Below are 15,392 nucleotides of genomic sequence, written 5' to 3' on the forward strand. Positions count from 1 at the left end.
CATCGCGGTGCAACGCGGCCGGGCACGCGTGCGCGTACCGGCCGCGAATGGCGGCCGCGCGCGGCGCGCTGCCGTGCATGCTTCTTGCTCGCCTATTCTGTAGGTAAACTGGCAGTCTTCCTTCGGCCGACATCATGAGCATGATCGAAATCGATCCCCCCGGCTTTCAGCCGCCCCGCCCCGTCGCCGGCGACGACGGGAACCGGCGCACCGTGCTGTACGGCGGCTACACCGTGTTCAGCGTGTTCCAGCCCGTTTTCTCGGTGTCGCACCGGCGCGCGATCGGCTATCACGCGTCGCTGCGCGCGCACGACGAGGAAAGCCGCCAGGTGGCGTCGCACGAGGTATTCACGCAGGCGGCGCGGCGCGGCGACCTGCTGGAGCTCGGCCGGCTCGCCGAATCGTTGCACCTCGGTAACTTCCACGCGTTCGACAGCCACGACGAATGGCTCTTCCTGAGCCTGCATCCGGCCGCGCTGATGGACACCGTCTACGGCGACGCGCTGCTCGCGAACCTGAAGGCGCTCGGGCTGCCGCCGCACCGCGTGGTGCTCGAGGTGCCCGAGCAGGCCGGCGGCGAGACGCCGCGCTATGCGGCGATCATCGACGGGCTGCGCAAGGCCGGCTTCCTGATCGCACTCGTCGGCTTCGGCGCGAAGCATTCGAACATCGATCGCGTGTGGCATTTGCATCCGGACATCGTCACGCTCGACCGCGGCATCCTCGCGCAGGCGAGCGAGCACTCGCATCTCGAACGCGTGCTGCCGGGGCTCGTGTCGCTGCTGCACGAATCCGGCCAGCTCGTGCTGATGGGCGGGCTCGCGACCGAACGCGACGCGCTGATCGCGCTCGAATGCGACGTCGATTTCGTGCAGGGCCAGTACTTCGCGGGGCCGAGCGTCGATCCCGTGCAGCCGCAGGCCGCCGCGGGCTGCATGGACACGCTGTCGGCCGCGCTGCGGCTGCGCGTCGCGCAGCGCGAGCGCACGCAGGCGGAACGGCTCGCGCCGTACGTCGCCGCGCTCGAGGAAGCGAGCCGCAAGCTCGGCGCGGGCGAATCGCTCACCGACGCGGCCGCCGCCGTGCTCGGGCTGCCCGAGACCGCGCGCTGCTTCCTGCTCGACGCGTCGGGCCGCCAGATCGGCGACAACGTGCTCGCGCGCGGCAGCGTGTCGCAACGCGCGAAGCGCTTCCGGCCGCTGCTGCATTCCGAAGGCGCGAGCTGGGAACGTCGCCCGTATTTCATCGACGCGATGCGTGCGCCGGGCGGCGTGCACCTGACGGCGCCCTACCTGTCGATCAACGAGGCGCACCTGTGCGTGACCGCGTCGATCGCCGCACCGGCCGCGACGGGCATGCAGGTGCTCTGCGTCGACATCAACTGGGAAGCGGCGCTCAGCCGCGAATGAGCCCGATGGCGGCCGCGTTCACGCGTCGCCGCCGGCCTTGCGCACGATCAGCCGGTGCACGCGCTTGCCGGACGACGCGCCGACGACCTCGTGTTCGTCGATCACGTGCACGCCGGCGCCCAGCGCCGCACGTATCCGCGACGAGTCGAGCGGCGTATAGAGGCGGCCGCGCTCGTCGCGCAACGCGCCGTTTCCGGCCACCCGCCAGCTCAGGTACAACGTGCCGCCCGGCATCAGTAGATCGGCCAGCCGCGCGGCGGCCGCCGCCGCGTCCGCCGGTTCGAGATGCATGACGACCGTTTCGCACAGCACGTTGCGAAACGCGCCGGACGGTACGCCGGCCAGCGCCGGCAGCGCGGCCAGCTCGAAAACCAGACCCGGATGGCGCCGTCGCGCCTCGTCGAGCAGCGCGGCGCTCGCGTCGTAGCCGCGCACGTCGAACCCGCGCGACGCGAGCCAGGCCGTGTCGCGCCCCGCGCCACAGCCGACGTCGGCGGTCAGCCCCGGCGAGAAATGCTGTTCGAGCAGCGCATACATGTCGTCGGGCGCCGCCTGGTCGAGCCAGTCCTGCGCATATTGCGCGGCATGGGCGTCGTAGGCATCGAGAGTCGGGCGATCCACCATGGCGATTGCTCCGCAAAAGCGTCGTATGGCGCACTCCGCATCTTAGCCGTTGCGCACGGACCGCGCCGCCGGCGAATGGGGCGACGCCGGCCTACGCGGCCGGCACGCGGCCCGCGCGCGGCGCCTGCGCGGACAGGTCGGCCCACAGCGCATCGCCGCGCCACGCCGGGCGCGCCGCCGCGCTTTCCGCGTCGTGGACGAGCGCGCAGAGTCGCGCATTGACCGGCGCCGGCGCACCGAAGCGGCCGGCCAGCCGCACGATTTCACCGTTGATCCAGTCGACTTCGGTCGCGCGGCCCGCCGCGAGATCGTCGGACATCGACGACCGCGCCAACGGATCGATCGCGAGCATCCGTCCGCCGAGCACGCGAAACGCCGCATCGGGCAGATCGAGCACGGCCGGAATCCATGCAGCCGGCAGCGGCGTCAGCCGCGCCGGCCGGATCGCGGCCCGCGCCAGCCAGTGCAGCGCCTCGCGCTGGGCCAATGCGACGCAGCGCCGGTATGGGCGTTGCGCGAGCTCATCGCGCAGCGGCAGGTTCGCGAGCGCGTTGATCGCGTTGTTCAGGTTGAGCAGCAGCTTCGCCCACTGCACGGCGCGCATGTCGCGATGCAGCACGAGCGGCAATCCGGCGCGCGCGAACATGCTGGCGAACGGCTGCAGCGCCGGCGCCGCGTCGGCCGCGAGCGTGCCGACCGAACCCTGGTGAAACGCGCCGGGCCCGCGCTCGATCACGTTGAACGGCACCATGCCGGCCAGCACGGTCGCTTGCGGCAACGCGTCGCGCAGCGTATCGGCGTGGTGCAGGCCGTTCTGAAAGCTGATCACGATCGTGCCGGGCCGCAGCACGCCGGCCAGTTGCGCGGCGGCCTCGCGCGTGGCGGCCGACTTCACCGCGACGAGCACGAGCCGCGCGTCGGCCGCCGCGGCCGGATCGGTCGCGAACCCGACATCGGCCGGCGCGAGCGCCGCGCGATAGCCGCGCCGATCGGTCAGCGTGAGCCCGTGTCGACGAATCGCGTCGCCGATCCGTGCGCGGCCGACGAGCGTCACGTTCGCGCCGGCCGCCGCAAGGCGGCCGCCGAGATAGCAGCCGAGCGCGCCTGCGCCGAACACGCAGACCGGCCCGGCCGGCCCGTCAGACATGCGAATGCGCGCCGCCATGCACCGGGCCCGCGCGCCGCTCGACTTCGCGGCGCACGTCGCCGCGCAGCCCCGCGAAGAATGCGATCTCGGCGACGACGAACAGCGGCCCGACGATCAGGCCGACCAGATCGTCGACGAACGCGGGTTTGCGGCCTTCGAACCAATGCCCGACGAACTGCACGATCCAGCCGACCACGAACGCGCCGACGCCGATCGCGAGCCATTGCGCGGTCGGCAGCAGCGCCAGCGCCTGCGCGGCCCACAGGCCGAGCGCGAGCAGCACGGTCATCACGATCCCGAACCGCAGGTCGAGACGCAGGTAGAACGCCGCGGACACGACGGCGAGCAGCAACGCCGGCGACAACGCAATGCCGGCCGGCGCGCCGATCGCCGGCCGCGACAGCAACACCTCGACCGCGAACACGATCATCGGGATGCCGACCAGATGCGTCGCGATGTTGCGCGCGTCGCGATGGTAGGCCGCATACTGGGAAAGATGGTCTTCGAGGGTTTTCATGGCGTCTCCTGATCGGTTATCGAGCGCTATGATGCGCGTCACGCCCGAGAACCTCTGTCAGCTACCCGACATCGCGTGCCCATGCCTTCCTCGCTCGCCCCATACCTGCCGCAGATCGAAGCGAACCCGTGGTTCGCCGCGCTGCCGCCCGCGCTGCGCACCGAACTGATCGCCCGCGCGACGCTGCGCCGTCTGCCGTCCGGCCACGCGCTGTTCCGGCGCGGCGATCCGCCGTGCGGGCTGTACGCGGTGCTGGCCGGTTCACTCACGATAGGTGCGGTCGATCCGCAGGGCAAGGAAACGCTGCTGACGGTGGCCGAGCCGGTCACCTGGTTCGGCGAGATCGCGTTGTTCGACGGCCAGCCGCGCACGCACGACGCCATCGCGCTCGACGACGCGCTGCTGCTGCACGTGCCGCAGGCCGCGCTGCTCGCGATCCTCGATGCGACGCCGCAGTACTGGCGGCAGTTCGCGCTGCTGATGGCGCAAAAGCTGCGCCTGAGCTTCCTGACCGTCGAGTCGATGAGCGTGATGCCGGCCGCGCAGCGGCTCGCCGCGCGACTGCTGATGATCGCCGAAGGCTACGGCGGCATCAGCGCCGGGCGCACGCACGTCCGGCTGTCGCAGGAGACGCTCGCGTCGATGCTGTCGCTGACGCGGCAGACAACCAACCAGCTGCTGAAGGCGCTGCAGGCCGACGGCGTCGTGCGGCTGCACGTCGGCGAGATCGAGCTCGTGGACATCGACGCGTTGCGCCGCGCGAGCGGGCTCGGCGACGGCACGCACTGAACGCCGCACAACGGCCGCCATTCGGCCTCGATCGGCCTCGATGCGCTGCCTGCGGCCGCCGAGTTGCGCTATCGTGGCGGCTCGTTCCGTCCGCCCCCCGCACCGTCTTGAACACGTCGACCCTTCCCGCCCCCGCGCGCCATCCGTGGCCCGTATTCGTCGCATTCCTGCGGCTCGGCCTCACGTCGTTCGGCGGGCCGGTCGCGCATCTCGGCTACTTTCGCGCGGAATTCGTCACGCGGCGCGGCTGGCTCACCGAGCGCACTTATGCGGATCTCGTCGGGCTGTGCCAGTTCCTGCCGGGGCCGGCGAGCAGCCAGGTCGGGATGGCGATCGGTCTCGCGCGTGCCGGCTATGCGGGCATGTTCGCCGCGTGGCTCGGCTTCACGCTGCCATCGGCGCTGCTGATGATGCTGTTCGCGCTCGGCGTTCACGCATCGGGCGCGCCGATCGAAGCGGGCGCACTGCACGGGCTGCGCATCGTGTCGGTCGCGGTGATCGCGCAAGCCGTATGGGGCATGGCGCGTACGCTGTGCCCGGATGCGCGGCGCGTCACGCTGATGGCCGCGGCCGCGTGCGTCGCGCTGCTCGCGCCGGCCGCCTGGACGCAGGTCGCGGTGATCGTCGCGGCGGCAGCGGCCGGGCTCGTGTTGCTGCCGCAACTGGCGCGCGACGCGCATGAACCGTTGCCGCTGCACGTGTCGCCGCGGGCGGGCGTGCTGTGGCTCGCCGTGTTCGCGGCGCTACTCGTCGCCCTGCCGTTCGCGGTCCGCGCGCTGCGCTCCGATACGCTCGCCGTCGTCGACGCGTTCTTCCGCACGGGTGCGCTCGTGTTCGGCGGCGGCCACGTGGTGCTGCCGCTGCTGCAGGCGGCGGTGGTCGCGCCCGGCTGGGTCGGCGATTCGGCGTTTCTCGCCGGGTATGGGGTCGCGCAGGCCGTGCCGGGGCCGCTGTTCACGTTCTCGGCATTCCTCGGTGCGTCGCTGCGCGATGCGCCGAACGGCTGGCTCGGCGGCACGATCGCACTCGTGTCGATCTTCGCGCCGTCGTTCCTGCTCATCGCCGGCACCGCGCCGTACTGGGAGCACCTGCGCCGCAGCGCGCGGATGCAGGCCGCGCTCGCCGGCGTGAACGCGGCCGTCGTCGGGCTGCTGCTCGCCGCGCTCTATCACCCGGTCTGGACCGACACGATCGTCGCGCCGCGCGACCTGGCCGCCGCGCTGGTCGCCTTCGTCGCGCTGGTGTTCTGGCGCGTGCCGCCGTGGGCCGTCGTGGTCGCGAGCGCGGCGCTCGGCTGGCTGCTCGGCATGGGCGGCTGATCCGGCCCGCGCGCCACGTTCGCGGCGGGACGAAAAACAAAAAGCCCTCGAAACGAGGGCTTTTTCGATGCTGCGCGCCGCGACGGCGCGCAAGCGCCGGACTTACGCGAAGTTCTTCGCGGCGAAGTCCCAGTTCACGATGTTCCAGAACGCTTCGACGAACTTCGGACGTGCGTTGCGGTAGTCGATGTAGTACGCGTGTTCCCACACGTCGATCGTCAGCAGCGGCTTGTCAGCGGTCGTCAGCGGCGTGGCTGCGTTGCTCGTCGACACGATGTCGAGCGAACCGTCGGCCTTCTTCACGAGCCATGCCCAGCCCGAACCGAACGTGCCGACTGCCGCCTTCGAGAACGCTTCCTTGAATGCGTCGTACGAACCCCACTTCGCGTTGATCGCATCGCCCAGCGCGCCCGTCGGTGCGCCGCCGCCGTTCGGCGACAGGCTGTTCCAGAAGAACGTGTGGTTCCAGATTTGCGCGGCGTTGTTGAAGATGCCGCCCGACGACTTCTTGATGATCTCTTCCAGCGGCAGGTTCTCGAATTCCGTGCCCGGGATCAGATTGTTCAGGTTCGTCACATAAGCCTGATGATGCTTGCCGTAGTGGTACTCGATCGTCTCTTTCGAGATGGTCGGCGCGAGTGCGTCTTCAGCGTACGGGAGCGGCGGGAGCGTATGAGCCATGGCGATTCCTTCGTTGAGTATGTAGGGAGGCTGTGTTGAATGCTGCCGAGCGTCCGATTGTAGGCGAGGACGAATATCCCCGCAAACTCACGGGCCATTTATCCGCGGTATGCGGAAAAGCGATGCTGGCGCAACGTCCGGCAGGACGAACCCGACGATGCGCAGCATTCGTGCCCGGTCGCGCGACCCGCGTTGCGGCGTTCGTCGCGTTTCGCTCGCGCCGCTTACGTCAGATCGTATCGGTCAGGCGCGGCTGCACGTCGGCGAGCGACACGTCGGCCGAACCCTCGGCGAGATGCACGGTCAGGCGCCGCTGCGGCTTCAGCGCGTTCGGCGCACGCACCGCGCGGCCCGTCTGCGCATCGATCAGCGCCGCATAGCCGCGCTCGAGCGTGCGCTGCGGGCTCAGCACCTCGAGCCGCGCCGCACAGGCTGACACACGCGCCGTGTCGCGTTCATGACGGCGCTGCAATGCGATCGCGAGCCGTTGCGACAGTCCCGCGAGCGCGTGGCGCGCCTGTGACGGATCGGGCCGCGCGCGCTGCCAGCGCAGCTGCGCGAGCGCGAAACGCGCCCGTGCATCGCGCACCGGCCGCGCTGCGGCCGACGCCAGCCGCACCGCGAGCTGCTCGACGTGCGTGCGCTGCCGCTGCAGCCGCTCGGCCGGGCTCACGAGCCGGCGCGCGAGCCAGTCGAGTTGCTGTGCACGCTGCTCGAGCCGGCGCGCCATGCCGCGCGCGAGCGCACGCCGGCGGTCGTCGACCTCGCGCAGCAACAGCGCGCGCTGCGGGCTCGCGAGTTCGGCCGCACCGGTCGGCGTCGGCGCGCGCAGGTCGGCCGCGAAGTCCGCGATCGTGAAGTCGGTTTCGTGCCCGACGCCGCTCACCACCGGCAACTCGCTCGCCGCGATCGCGCGCGCCAGCGCTTCGTCGTTGAACGACCACAAATCCTCGATCGAGCCGCCGCCGCGACAAACCAGCAGCACGTCGACCTCGCGCCGCGCATTCGCGGTCGCGACGGCCGCGACGAGCTTTTCGGCGGAACCGGCGCCCTGCACGGGGGCCGGATAGACGATCACCGGAATGTGCGGCGCGCGCCGCGCGAGCGTGGTCAGCACGTCGCGCAGCGCGGCGGCCTGCAGCGACGTGACGATGCCGATCGCGCGCGGGTGCGCCGGCAACGGCCGCTTGCGCTCGGGGGCGAACAGGCCCTCGCCTTCGAGTTGCGCCTTCAGCCGCAGGAACGCCTCGTACAGGCGCCCCTGCCCGGTGCGCCGCACCGCTTCGACATTGAGCTGCACTTCGCCGCGCGGCTCGTACATCGTGACGACCGCGCGCACCTCGATGCGGTCGCCTTCGCGCGGCGTGAATTCCGCGTATTGCGCGCGGCCGCGGAACATCACGCAGCGCATCTGCGCCTGCTGGTCCTTGATCGAGAAATACCAGTGGCCGCTCGCCGCGCGCGTGAAATTCGACACTTCGCCGGAAATCCACAGCAGCGGAAACGAACGCTCGAGCATCGTCGAAATCGCACGATTGAGCGCCGAAACGGGAATCACTTCGTCGCCGCCGCGCGTGGCGCCGGGTGCGGAAAAAGGAGAATCGGAAAGCATGGGCGGTCGGATGAATGCTGGCGGCGTCACGATAGTCCGACATGCACGCGACGTCCAGCGCCGCCGCATTCGCCGCCGGGCACGGCAAAGGTGTCCACACTCTGGCATTCGTCCGCGTAAAACGCTCGGAAACCGCTAAAAAAGCCAGACAATTCTTTGTAACACGTTGATTTTTATAATTTTTTAAAGCTTTCAGAATGATTCTCATCCGATTCGATGCCCGCCGGACGGGCGTTTGAGGCAATCGACCGGGGAGTTTTTCACAGAGTTATCCACAGCCCGACCCGATCCGGCCCCGCACGCTGCAGCGGCCCATCGCGCTTGCCGCCCCCGCGTGCGGCGCGCTAGAGTGCCGCCTTCCACGGACCCTGCGGCATGCGCCGCCCAACGGAGAATCCGCCTTGACGAATCCGTCCCTCGCCGCGGCGCACGACGCGCCGCGCCCGGCCCGATGAGCGCGCCCGGCGGCCCGCTCGCGCGACTCGAAGCGCGTCTGACACGCGAATGGCAGCGGCGCGGCGCGCTCGCGTGGGCGCTCACGCCGTTCGCATGCGTGTTCGGCCTGTGCGCGGCGTTGCGGCGCACCGCTTACGCGCAAGGCTGGAAGCAGCCGGTCGACGTCGGCGTGCCGGTGGTCGTGGTCGGCAACGTGACCGTCGGCGGCACCGGCAAGACGCCGACCGTGATCGCACTCGTCGACGCGCTGCGCGCGGCCGGCTTCACGCCCGGCGTCGTGTCGCGCGGCTATGGCGCGAACGTGAAGGCGCCGACCGCCGTCACGCCGGCGTCGCGCGCGGGCGCGGCCGGCGACGAACCGCTCTTGATCGCGCGCCGCACCGGCGCGCCCGTATGGGTGTGCCCGGACCGCGTCGCGGCCGCGCAGGCACTGCGCGCCGCGCACCCGGACGTCGACGTGATCGTCAGCGACGACGGCCTGCAGCATTACCGTCTCGCGCGCACCGTCGAACTCGTCGTATTCGACCACCGGCTCGGCGGCAACGGCTTCCTGCTGCCGGCCGGCCCGCTGCGCGAGCCGCTGTCGCGGCACCGCGACGCGACGCTCGTCAACGATCCGTACAGCGGCGCGCTGCCGCCGTGGCCCGACACCTACGCGCTCGCGCTGACGCCCGGCGCCGCGTGGCACCTCGACCAGCCCGCGCTGCGCCGCCCGCTGTCGCAATTCGCGAACGAACGCGTGCTCGCCGCGGCCGGCATCGGCGCGCCGGAACGCTTCTTCGCGACGCTGCGCGCGGCCGGCCTCGCGCCGGCGACCCGCGCGCTGCCCGACCATTACGCGTTCGCCGACAATCCGTTCGTCGACGATGCCGTCGATGCGATCCTGATCACCGAGAAGGATGCAGTAAAATTGGGCGCTTCCTGGCGCGACGCCCGACTGTGGGTGGTCCCCGTCGAAGCCGCGCTCGACCCTCGCCTCATTGCCCTCGTTGTGGAGAAACTCCGTGGACGCTCGCCTGCTTGAAATCATTGTGTGCCCTATCTGCAAAGGCCCGCTCCACTACGACCGTGCCGCGCAGGAGCTGATCTGCAACGCGGACAAGCTCGCCTACCCGATCCGCGACGGCATCCCGGTGATGCTCGTCGACGAAGCGCGCCAGACCGTCGAAGGCACGCCGGTCGACCCGGCCGGCCGCTGAACCGCCGCGCCGCTCGCCCGGCGCACCGATTCGCAACCGGCGGCCCGGCCCCGGCCGGGTCGCCGCAGTCCGCCGGGCAACCGGCTTCCGGCGTCGCCCGCCCCGTTCTTCCCAACGCTCCCGATGACTCACCCGCAACCCTTCATCGCCGTCATTCCCGCCCGGCTCGCGTCGACGCGGCTCCCGAACAAGCCGCTCGCCGATCTCGGCGGCAAGCCGATGGTCGTGCGTGTCGCCGAGCGTGCGCGCGAGGCGGGCGCGCAGCAGGTGCTCGTCGCCTCCGACGCGCAGAGCGTGCTCGACGCGGCGCGCGATCACGGCTTCGAAGCGGTGCTCACCCGCGCCGATCACCCGTCCGGCACCGACCGGCTCGCGGAAGTCGCGGCGGCCTTCGGCTGGCGCGACGACACCGTCGTCGTCAACGTACAGGGCGACGAGCCGCTGATCGACCCCGTGCTCGTGCGCGACGTAGCGTCGCACCTGGCCGCGCATCCGGCGTGCGCGATCGCAACCGCGGCTCATCCGATCCACGACGCGGCCGACGTATTCAACCCGAACGTCGTGAAGGTCGCGCTCGACGCGCAGAGCGTCGCGCTGTACTTCTCGCGCGCGCCGATTCCGTGGAGCCGCGACGCCTATCAGCCGCACTGGCCGAACGTCGCGGCCATGCCGGCAGCGGCTTTCCCGGTCTATCGACACATCGGCCTCTATGCGTATCGCGCGCGTTTCCTGCGCACCTATCCGTCGCTCGCGCAGGCGCCGATCGAACAGGCCGAGCAGCTCGAACAGCTGCGCGCGCTGTGGCACGGCGAGCGCATCGCGGTGCTGATCACCGAGTCCGCGCCCGAAGCCGGCATCGACACGCCCGCCGATCTCGCGCGCGTGCAGGCCCTTTTTCAGCCGGGTTCAAAATAACCCGTGGCATAATCAGGCGATTGTGCGAGCCGTCCGCGACCAGCGCGTCCTCGCTTGACCCCGCCCGTGGCCTTGCCGGCAGCCGCGCGTCGCCCTGGCCGACGCGCCGCATCAGACCGATCCGCCGCGCGCCGGGCAAGCCCCGCGCCCGCTGTCGCCGACGCCTTCGTGTCTCGCCACACGAATCTACATACTTGGAGATATCACCATGCGTTTGATCCTGTTGGGCGCGCCCGGCGCGGGAAAGGGCACCCAGGCAAACTTCATCAAGGAAAAATTCGGCATCCCGCAAATCTCGACGGGCGACATGCTGCGTGCGGCCGTGAAGGCCGGCACGCCGCTCGGCGTCGAGGCGAAGGGCTACATGGACGCCGGCAAGCTCGTGCCGGACGCGCTGATCATCGGCCTCGTCAAGGAACGCCTGAAGGAATCCGACTGCGCGAACGGCTATCTGTTCGACGGTTTCCCGCGCACGATCGCGCAGGCTGACGCGATGAAGGAAGCCGGCGTCGCGATCGACTACGTGCTCGAGATCGACGTCCCGTTCTCGGAAATCATCGAACGCATGAGCGGCCGCCGCACGCACCCGGCATCGGGCCGCACGTACCACGTCAAGTTCAACCCGCCGAAGGTCGAAGGCCACGACGACGTGACGGGCGAACCGCTGATCCAGCGCGACGACGACAAGGAAGAAACCGTCAAGAAGCGTCTCGAAGTGTACGAAGCGCAAACCAAGCCGCTGATCACGTACTACGGCGACTGGGCGCAGCGCGGCGAGGAGAACGGCCTGAAGGCGCCGCAGTATCGCAAGATCTCGGGCCTCGGCACCGTCGACGAAATCCGCGAGCGCGCGTTTGCCGCACTGAAGTAAGCCGCGCGTCGCGCACCCGCAAGCCGCCCGTTCCGGGCGGTTTTTTTTGGCTACTGCGACGTGCACGACCGCGTACGTGTCGCCGCTGCGCTGTGGCACCCCCGTACGATCGGCGAACGCGCGGGTCGTGCCGGCGGCGCGGCCCGGATGCGGCCGACGTCACCGCACGCGCGCAAGAAAAACGCCCGCGATGCGGGCGTTTCTTCCATATGCCGGCCGCGAACGCGCGGGCGACTCGACTCAATCTTCGCCGTCGCGCTGCATCCGCTGCCGCAATTCGCTGACCTGCGACTCGACGACGGTCGCGTCTTCCGCCTCCGGCCGCTCGCCGAGATACTGCTCGAGATCCTCGAGCGCGGGACGCAGGTAGTCGAGCCGCGCATATGCGAAGCCGCGGTCGCGCACTTCGTCGAGCTGCTCGGGCAACAGGATCACGAGCCGCTGCTGCACCGCGAGCAGCCGCTGCCAGCGTTCCGTCTGCAAGTAGATCGTCTTCAGGTTGCGCAACATCCGCGCGATGATCTCGCGGCTCGTCGCGGGCTGCAGCAGCGCGCGCAACGCGCTGTCGACCGCACCGGCCGCGCGCGCGACGTACGGTTCGAGCATCTCGACCATCTCGGCTTCGGACAGCGAATGGCCGTTGGTCGGATCGATGATCAGGTCGCCGTCCGGCAGCGTCACGCGCAGCAGGAAATGACCGGGGAACGACACGCCGCGCGCCGGCACGCCGATCTGCTCGGCAAGCTCCAGGTACAGCACCGACAGCGAGATCGGGATCCCGCGCCGTCGTTTCAGCACGGCGTTCAGGTGGCTGTTATCGGGGTCGTAGTAATCGTTGTGATTGCACGCGAAGCCGAGCTCGCGGAAGAAGAAGTCGTTCAGCGCGGCGACGCGGCCCTTCAGGTCCGTATCGTCGGCCAGCCGCCGGCGCAGCCGCGCCGCCAGCATGTCGAGTTCGGCCAGCGTGCCCTGCAGGTCGAGGTCGGGATACGCGTCCTGCGCCAACGACAGCGCGGCTTCCGTCACGGGCAGACTGTCGTCGTCCGCCACGAGCGTGCTGAAGTAGTCGAGGACGCGGGTCATTGCGGTCGTCACTTGGCGCGCCTTCTGAAGTAAGCGTATTTGAAGCCCATCACCCACAACATACCGAAATATAGTGCAGCAAACAGCACGAGACACGCAGCCATCAGCGCAATGCGATCGAGCGGCTGCGCGCGCATCCCGGTCCAGTCGAAACTGATCGCGCACCAGTGCATCAGGCCCGCGAGCACGAGCGCCGCGCCAACGAGCTGCACGAAGAAGCGCAGCCAGCCCGGCGACGGCTGGTAGATGCCGCGCTTGCGCAGCCCGAGGAACAGCAGCAGCGAGTTCAGGCATGCGCCGACGCCGATGCTCAGCGTGAGGCCCGCGTGGCCGATCAGCGGCACGAACACGTAGTTCGACAGCTGCGTGACGATCAGCACGCCGATCGCGATCTTCACGGGCGTCTTGATGTCCTGCTTCGCATAGAAGCCCGGCGCGAGGATCTTGATCAGGATGATGCCGACGAGGCCGATCCCGTAGGTGGCGAGCGCGCGCGCGACCATCGTGACGGTATGCGCGTCGAACTTGCCGTAGTTGAACAGCGTCGCGGTGAGCGGCGTCGCGAAGAAGAACAGCGCGAGCGCGCTCGGCGCCGCGAGCAGGAACGTGACGCGCAGCCCCCAGTCGAGCAGCGCCGAATATTCGTGCGAATCGGCGTCGACGTGCGCCTTCGACAGGCTCGGCAGCAGGATCGTGCCGAGCGCGACGCCGAGCAGCGCCGTCGGGAATTCCATCAGGCGGTCGGCGTAATTGATCCACGACACGGCGCCCTGCCCGAGCCGCGACGCGATGTTGGTGTTGATGATCAGCGACAGTTGCGCGACGGACACCGCGAACGTCGCGGGCACCATCTTCGCGAGCACGCGCTTCACGCCCGGATGACGCAGCGCACGCAGCGGGTTGAGGCCGATCAGCGGCACCATGTCGATCTTCTTCAGGCCCGGCAACTGCACGAGAAACTGCAGCACGCCGCCGACGATGACGGCCCACGCGAGCGCGTAGACCGGCACCTTCAGGTGCGGCGCGACGAACACGGCCGCGGCGATGAACGCGACGTTGAGCAGCACCGGCGCGAACGCGGGCAGCGAGAAGCTCTTGTACGTGTTCAGCACGCCCGACGCGAGCGTGGTCAGCGAAATGAACACGATGTACGGGAACATGATCCGCGTCATCGTGACCGCGAGCGGGAACGCCTGGCCGTCGCCGTGCAGGCCGGACGCGACCGCGAACACGACCCACGACGCGCCGGCGATCCCGACGACCGACAGCGCGGCCAGCGCCCACGCGAGCACGGTGGACATCGCGTCGACGAGCGCCTTCGTCGCATCGTGCCCCTGCTGGTTCTTGAATTCGGCGAGGATCGGCACGAACGCCTGCGAGAACGCGCCTTCGGCGGACAGGCGGCGCAGCAGGTTCGGAATACGGAAGGCGACGTAGAACGCGTCGGTGTATTGACTGGCGCCGAACGCACGGGCGATCAGCGTCTCGCGGGCCAGTCCGGTCACGCGCGACAGCAGCGTGAAGCCGCTGACCGTCAGCAGGGCTCGGAATAGATTCATGGGGCGCTTATTATACGGACGTTGCGCGGCACGGCATGGCCGGATGCCGAAAAGCGCACCCGCCGCACCTGCCCGGCATGCGTGGGCGACGCCAAACTTGCCACGCGCTTGATTTTGTTGCTATAATCCGCCGTTTCTGGGCTTGCCACATGCGTTGCGCCTGACGTTTCCATGGGTCGGCTCCGGTAAAATCACCGTTTTTTATGCGCCCCTGGGCAATCGCTCTCAGGGGACGGATCGAAAAGCAGCGCTTGGCCGTCTAGGCTCCAAGCTCTGGAAACAGGACAGGATAAGGAACCGTCATGGCTAACTCCGCACAAGCACGCAAGCGCGCCCGCCAAGCCGCGAAGGCAAATTCGCACAACTCGGCGCTGCGCTCGAAATTCCGTACCGCGATCAAGTCGGTTCGCAAGGCCGTTGAAGCCGGCGACCAGGCAAAGGCTGCCGAACTGTTCAAGGCTGCCGTGAAGACGATCGACACGATCGCCGACAAGAAGATCGTTCACAAGAACAAGGCCGCTCGCAGCAAGAGCCGCCTGGCCGCAGCCGTCAAGGGCCTGCAGGCAGCAGCGTAAATCTGGTGCGCCCGCCTGCGCGGGCGCTCCTGTTTCCTGCGATCGCAAAAAAACCCGCGAATGCGGGTTTTTTTGTTGCCTGTCGCCTGCGCATCACGCACGGCGGCGGCATTCGTCCGGGCAGGCGCGGCACGCGCCCTCGCCCGTCGACACCACTCACTTCTTCGTGTTGTAGTCCGGCAGCTCGCACGCCTCGGTCACGACGAGGTTGTTGTCCTTCGCGAAATTCAGCACGAAATCGAACGCCATCGGCTCGATGTCGCGCAACCGCGAATCGAGGATCACGCATTTCAGGTCGCCGAGCATCGTCGGGCGCACGTACAGCGAATACTTGAGACGCGCATTCGGCCCGCTCGCCCCCGGCCCGAAGCAGGCCATCACACCGGCCAGGCGTTCCGACCAGTCGCTCGGGCGAAACTTTTTCCCGTCTTTCGTGATGCCCTGGATGAAAAATTCGGTCGGAGGGGTTTCAGCCATGTGGTTACCCAAGTGACGGCCCGGCGATGCCCAGGCAACGGCGCCTGGGTACGCGAACACAAAGCTGGAGGGTCGGCGGCACGAGCCGATCGATATCCCGAAAACGGGGCGTCGAGGCGCGCCGCCGGTGGACTGCACCGGATGTGTGCAGCGCACGGC

The 15,392-nt window shown here is 69.2% G+C and carries 16 protein-coding genes; 8 read left to right on the forward strand and 8 right to left on the reverse strand.

The window, feature by feature from the left end:
* Positions 1-134 precede the first annotated feature (134 nt).
* The gene (locus tag WT53_RS04320) at positions 135-1,409 is read left to right on the forward strand and encodes an EAL domain-containing protein (RefSeq protein ID WP_060258587.1); all 1,275 of its coding nucleotides are present in this window, start codon (positions 135-137) and stop codon (positions 1,407-1,409) included.
* Positions 1,410-1,427: 18 nt separating this feature from the next.
* On the opposite strand, the gene WT53_RS04325 is transcribed toward WT53_RS04320, so the two are convergent.
* From WT53_RS04325 to WT53_RS04335, 3 genes are all read right to left on the reverse strand, one after another.
* On the reverse strand, positions 1,428-2,033 hold the full coding sequence (locus WT53_RS04325) for a bifunctional 2-polyprenyl-6-hydroxyphenol methylase/3-demethylubiquinol 3-O-methyltransferase UbiG (protein WP_060258590.1): 606 nt from the start codon (positions 2,031-2,033) through the stop codon (positions 1,428-1,430).
* Between the two features lie 91 nt (positions 2,034-2,124).
* Positions 2,125-3,180: a 2-dehydropantoate 2-reductase gene (locus WT53_RS04330; RefSeq protein WP_060258663.1), complete on the reverse strand. Its 1,056-nt coding sequence runs from the start codon at positions 3,178-3,180 to the stop codon at positions 2,125-2,127.
* Positions 3,173-3,697: a DUF962 domain-containing protein gene (locus tag WT53_RS04335; protein ID WP_059782214.1), complete on the reverse strand. Its 525-nt coding sequence runs from the start codon at positions 3,695-3,697 to the stop codon at positions 3,173-3,175. Before WT53_RS04335 ends, WT53_RS04330 begins: the two co-directional genes overlap by 8 nt.
* A gap of 81 nt (positions 3,698-3,778) precedes the next feature.
* Between WT53_RS04335 and WT53_RS04340 the strand changes: the two genes are divergently transcribed.
* Both WT53_RS04340 and chrA read left to right on the forward strand, forming a co-directional pair.
* Complete coding sequence (locus WT53_RS04340; RefSeq protein WP_059782212.1) at positions 3,779-4,486, forward strand: Crp/Fnr family transcriptional regulator; 708 nt, start codon at positions 3,779-3,781, stop codon at positions 4,484-4,486.
* A gap of 107 nt (positions 4,487-4,593) precedes the next feature.
* Positions 4,594-5,805, forward strand: a complete 1,212-nt coding sequence (gene chrA / locus WT53_RS04345) for a chromate efflux transporter (RefSeq protein WP_060258593.1) — start codon at positions 4,594-4,596, stop codon at positions 5,803-5,805.
* Positions 5,806-5,907: 102 nt separating this feature from the next.
* Here the strand turns inward: chrA and sodB are convergent, their stop codons facing one another.
* Together sodB and xseA are read right to left on the reverse strand one after the other, a co-directional pair.
* On the reverse strand, positions 5,908-6,486 hold the full coding sequence (gene sodB / locus WT53_RS04350; protein ID WP_034208212.1) for a superoxide dismutase [Fe]: 579 nt from the start codon (positions 6,484-6,486) through the stop codon (positions 5,908-5,910).
* 229 nt (positions 6,487-6,715) lie between these two features.
* Positions 6,716-8,098 carry an exodeoxyribonuclease VII large subunit gene (gene xseA, locus WT53_RS04355; protein WP_060258596.1) on the reverse strand — a complete coding sequence of 461 codons (1,383 nt, stop codon included), beginning with the start codon at positions 8,096-8,098 and terminating at the stop codon, positions 6,716-6,718.
* A 451-nt stretch (positions 8,099-8,549) separates the two neighbouring features.
* On the opposite strand from xseA, the gene lpxK reads away from it, so the two are divergent.
* The 4 genes from lpxK (at position 8,550) to adk (ending at position 11,539) form a co-directional block, all read left to right on the forward strand.
* Positions 8,550-9,578, forward strand: a complete 1,029-nt coding sequence (gene lpxK / locus WT53_RS04360; protein WP_027812762.1) for a tetraacyldisaccharide 4'-kinase — start codon at positions 8,550-8,552, stop codon at positions 9,576-9,578.
* A complete protein-coding gene (locus tag WT53_RS04365) occupies positions 9,559-9,753 on the forward strand; it encodes a Trm112 family protein (RefSeq protein WP_006482216.1) in 195 nt (64 codons plus the stop codon). Before lpxK ends, WT53_RS04365 begins: the two co-directional genes overlap by 20 nt.
* A 123-nt stretch (positions 9,754-9,876) precedes the next feature.
* Positions 9,877-10,668 carry a 3-deoxy-manno-octulosonate cytidylyltransferase gene (gene kdsB, locus WT53_RS04370; protein WP_034208215.1) on the forward strand — a complete coding sequence of 264 codons (792 nt, stop codon included), beginning with the start codon at positions 9,877-9,879 and terminating at the stop codon, positions 10,666-10,668.
* Between the two features lie 208 nt (positions 10,669-10,876).
* Positions 10,877-11,539 (forward strand): adenylate kinase, encoded by a 663-nt coding sequence (adk, locus tag WT53_RS04375; RefSeq protein ID WP_034208216.1) that lies wholly within the window; start codon positions 10,877-10,879, stop codon positions 11,537-11,539.
* A 240-nt stretch (positions 11,540-11,779) separates the two neighbouring features.
* On the opposite strand, the gene WT53_RS04380 is transcribed toward adk, so the two are convergent.
* Both WT53_RS04380 and murJ read right to left on the reverse strand, forming a co-directional pair.
* A complete protein-coding gene (locus tag WT53_RS04380; protein WP_011546044.1) occupies positions 11,780-12,622 on the reverse strand; it encodes a SirB1 family protein in 843 nt (280 codons plus the stop codon).
* An 8-nt stretch (positions 12,623-12,630) separates the two neighbouring features.
* A complete protein-coding gene (gene murJ, locus WT53_RS04385; protein ID WP_059782205.1) occupies positions 12,631-14,181 on the reverse strand; it encodes a murein biosynthesis integral membrane protein MurJ in 1,551 nt (516 codons plus the stop codon).
* Positions 14,182-14,483: 302 nt separating this feature from the next.
* Between murJ and rpsT the strand changes: the two genes are divergently transcribed.
* Positions 14,484-14,756, forward strand: a complete 273-nt coding sequence (gene rpsT, locus WT53_RS04390) for a 30S ribosomal protein S20 (protein ID WP_006482211.1) — start codon at positions 14,484-14,486, stop codon at positions 14,754-14,756.
* A gap of 156 nt (positions 14,757-14,912) precedes the next feature.
* On the opposite strand, the gene WT53_RS04395 is transcribed toward rpsT, so the two are convergent.
* Positions 14,913-15,233, reverse strand: coding sequence for a DUF3579 domain-containing protein (locus WT53_RS04395; protein ID WP_011546046.1), 321 nt, complete (start codon positions 15,231-15,233; stop codon positions 14,913-14,915).
* Positions 15,234-15,392: the final 159 nt, after the last annotated feature.

Source organism: Burkholderia sp. MSMB2157WGS (assembly GCF_001532755.1).
GTDB lineage: Bacteria > Pseudomonadota > Gammaproteobacteria > Burkholderiales > Burkholderiaceae > Burkholderia.

What these genes read in the sequence shown, in the direction of transcription:
- WT53_RS04320 (WP_060258587.1), top strand. Translation starts at nt 135, where the DNA reads ATGAGCATGATCGAAATCGATCCCCCCGGCTTTCAGCCGCCCCGCCCC.
- WT53_RS04325 (WP_060258590.1), bottom strand. Translation starts at nt 2,033, where the DNA reads ATGGTGGATCGCCCGACTCTCGATGCCTACGACGCCCATGCCGCGCAA.
- WT53_RS04330 (WP_060258663.1), bottom strand. Translation starts at nt 3,180, where the DNA reads ATGTCTGACGGGCCGGCCGGGCCGGTCTGCGTGTTCGGCGCAGGCGCG.
- WT53_RS04335 (WP_059782214.1), bottom strand. Translation starts at nt 3,697, where the DNA reads ATGAAAACCCTCGAAGACCATCTTTCCCAGTATGCGGCCTACCATCGC.
- WT53_RS04340 (WP_059782212.1), top strand. Translation starts at nt 3,779, where the DNA reads ATGCCTTCCTCGCTCGCCCCATACCTGCCGCAGATCGAAGCGAACCCG.
- sodB (WP_034208212.1), bottom strand. Translation starts at nt 6,486, where the DNA reads ATGGCTCATACGCTCCCGCCGCTCCCGTACGCTGAAGACGCACTCGCG.
- xseA (WP_060258596.1), bottom strand. Translation starts at nt 8,098, where the DNA reads ATGCTTTCCGATTCTCCTTTTTCCGCACCCGGCGCCACGCGCGGCGGC.
- lpxK (WP_027812762.1), top strand. Translation starts at nt 8,550, where the DNA reads ATGAGCGCGCCCGGCGGCCCGCTCGCGCGACTCGAAGCGCGTCTGACA.
- kdsB (WP_034208215.1), top strand. Translation starts at nt 9,877, where the DNA reads ATGACTCACCCGCAACCCTTCATCGCCGTCATTCCCGCCCGGCTCGCG.
- adk (WP_034208216.1), top strand. Translation starts at nt 10,877, where the DNA reads ATGCGTTTGATCCTGTTGGGCGCGCCCGGCGCGGGAAAGGGCACCCAG.
- WT53_RS04380 (WP_011546044.1), bottom strand. Translation starts at nt 12,622, where the DNA reads ATGACCCGCGTCCTCGACTACTTCAGCACGCTCGTGGCGGACGACGAC.
- murJ (WP_059782205.1), bottom strand. Translation starts at nt 14,181, where the DNA reads ATGAATCTATTCCGAGCCCTGCTGACGGTCAGCGGCTTCACGCTGCTG.
- rpsT (WP_006482211.1), top strand. Translation starts at nt 14,484, where the DNA reads ATGGCTAACTCCGCACAAGCACGCAAGCGCGCCCGCCAAGCCGCGAAG.
- WT53_RS04395 (WP_011546046.1), bottom strand. Translation starts at nt 15,233, where the DNA reads ATGGCTGAAACCCCTCCGACCGAATTTTTCATCCAGGGCATCACGAAA.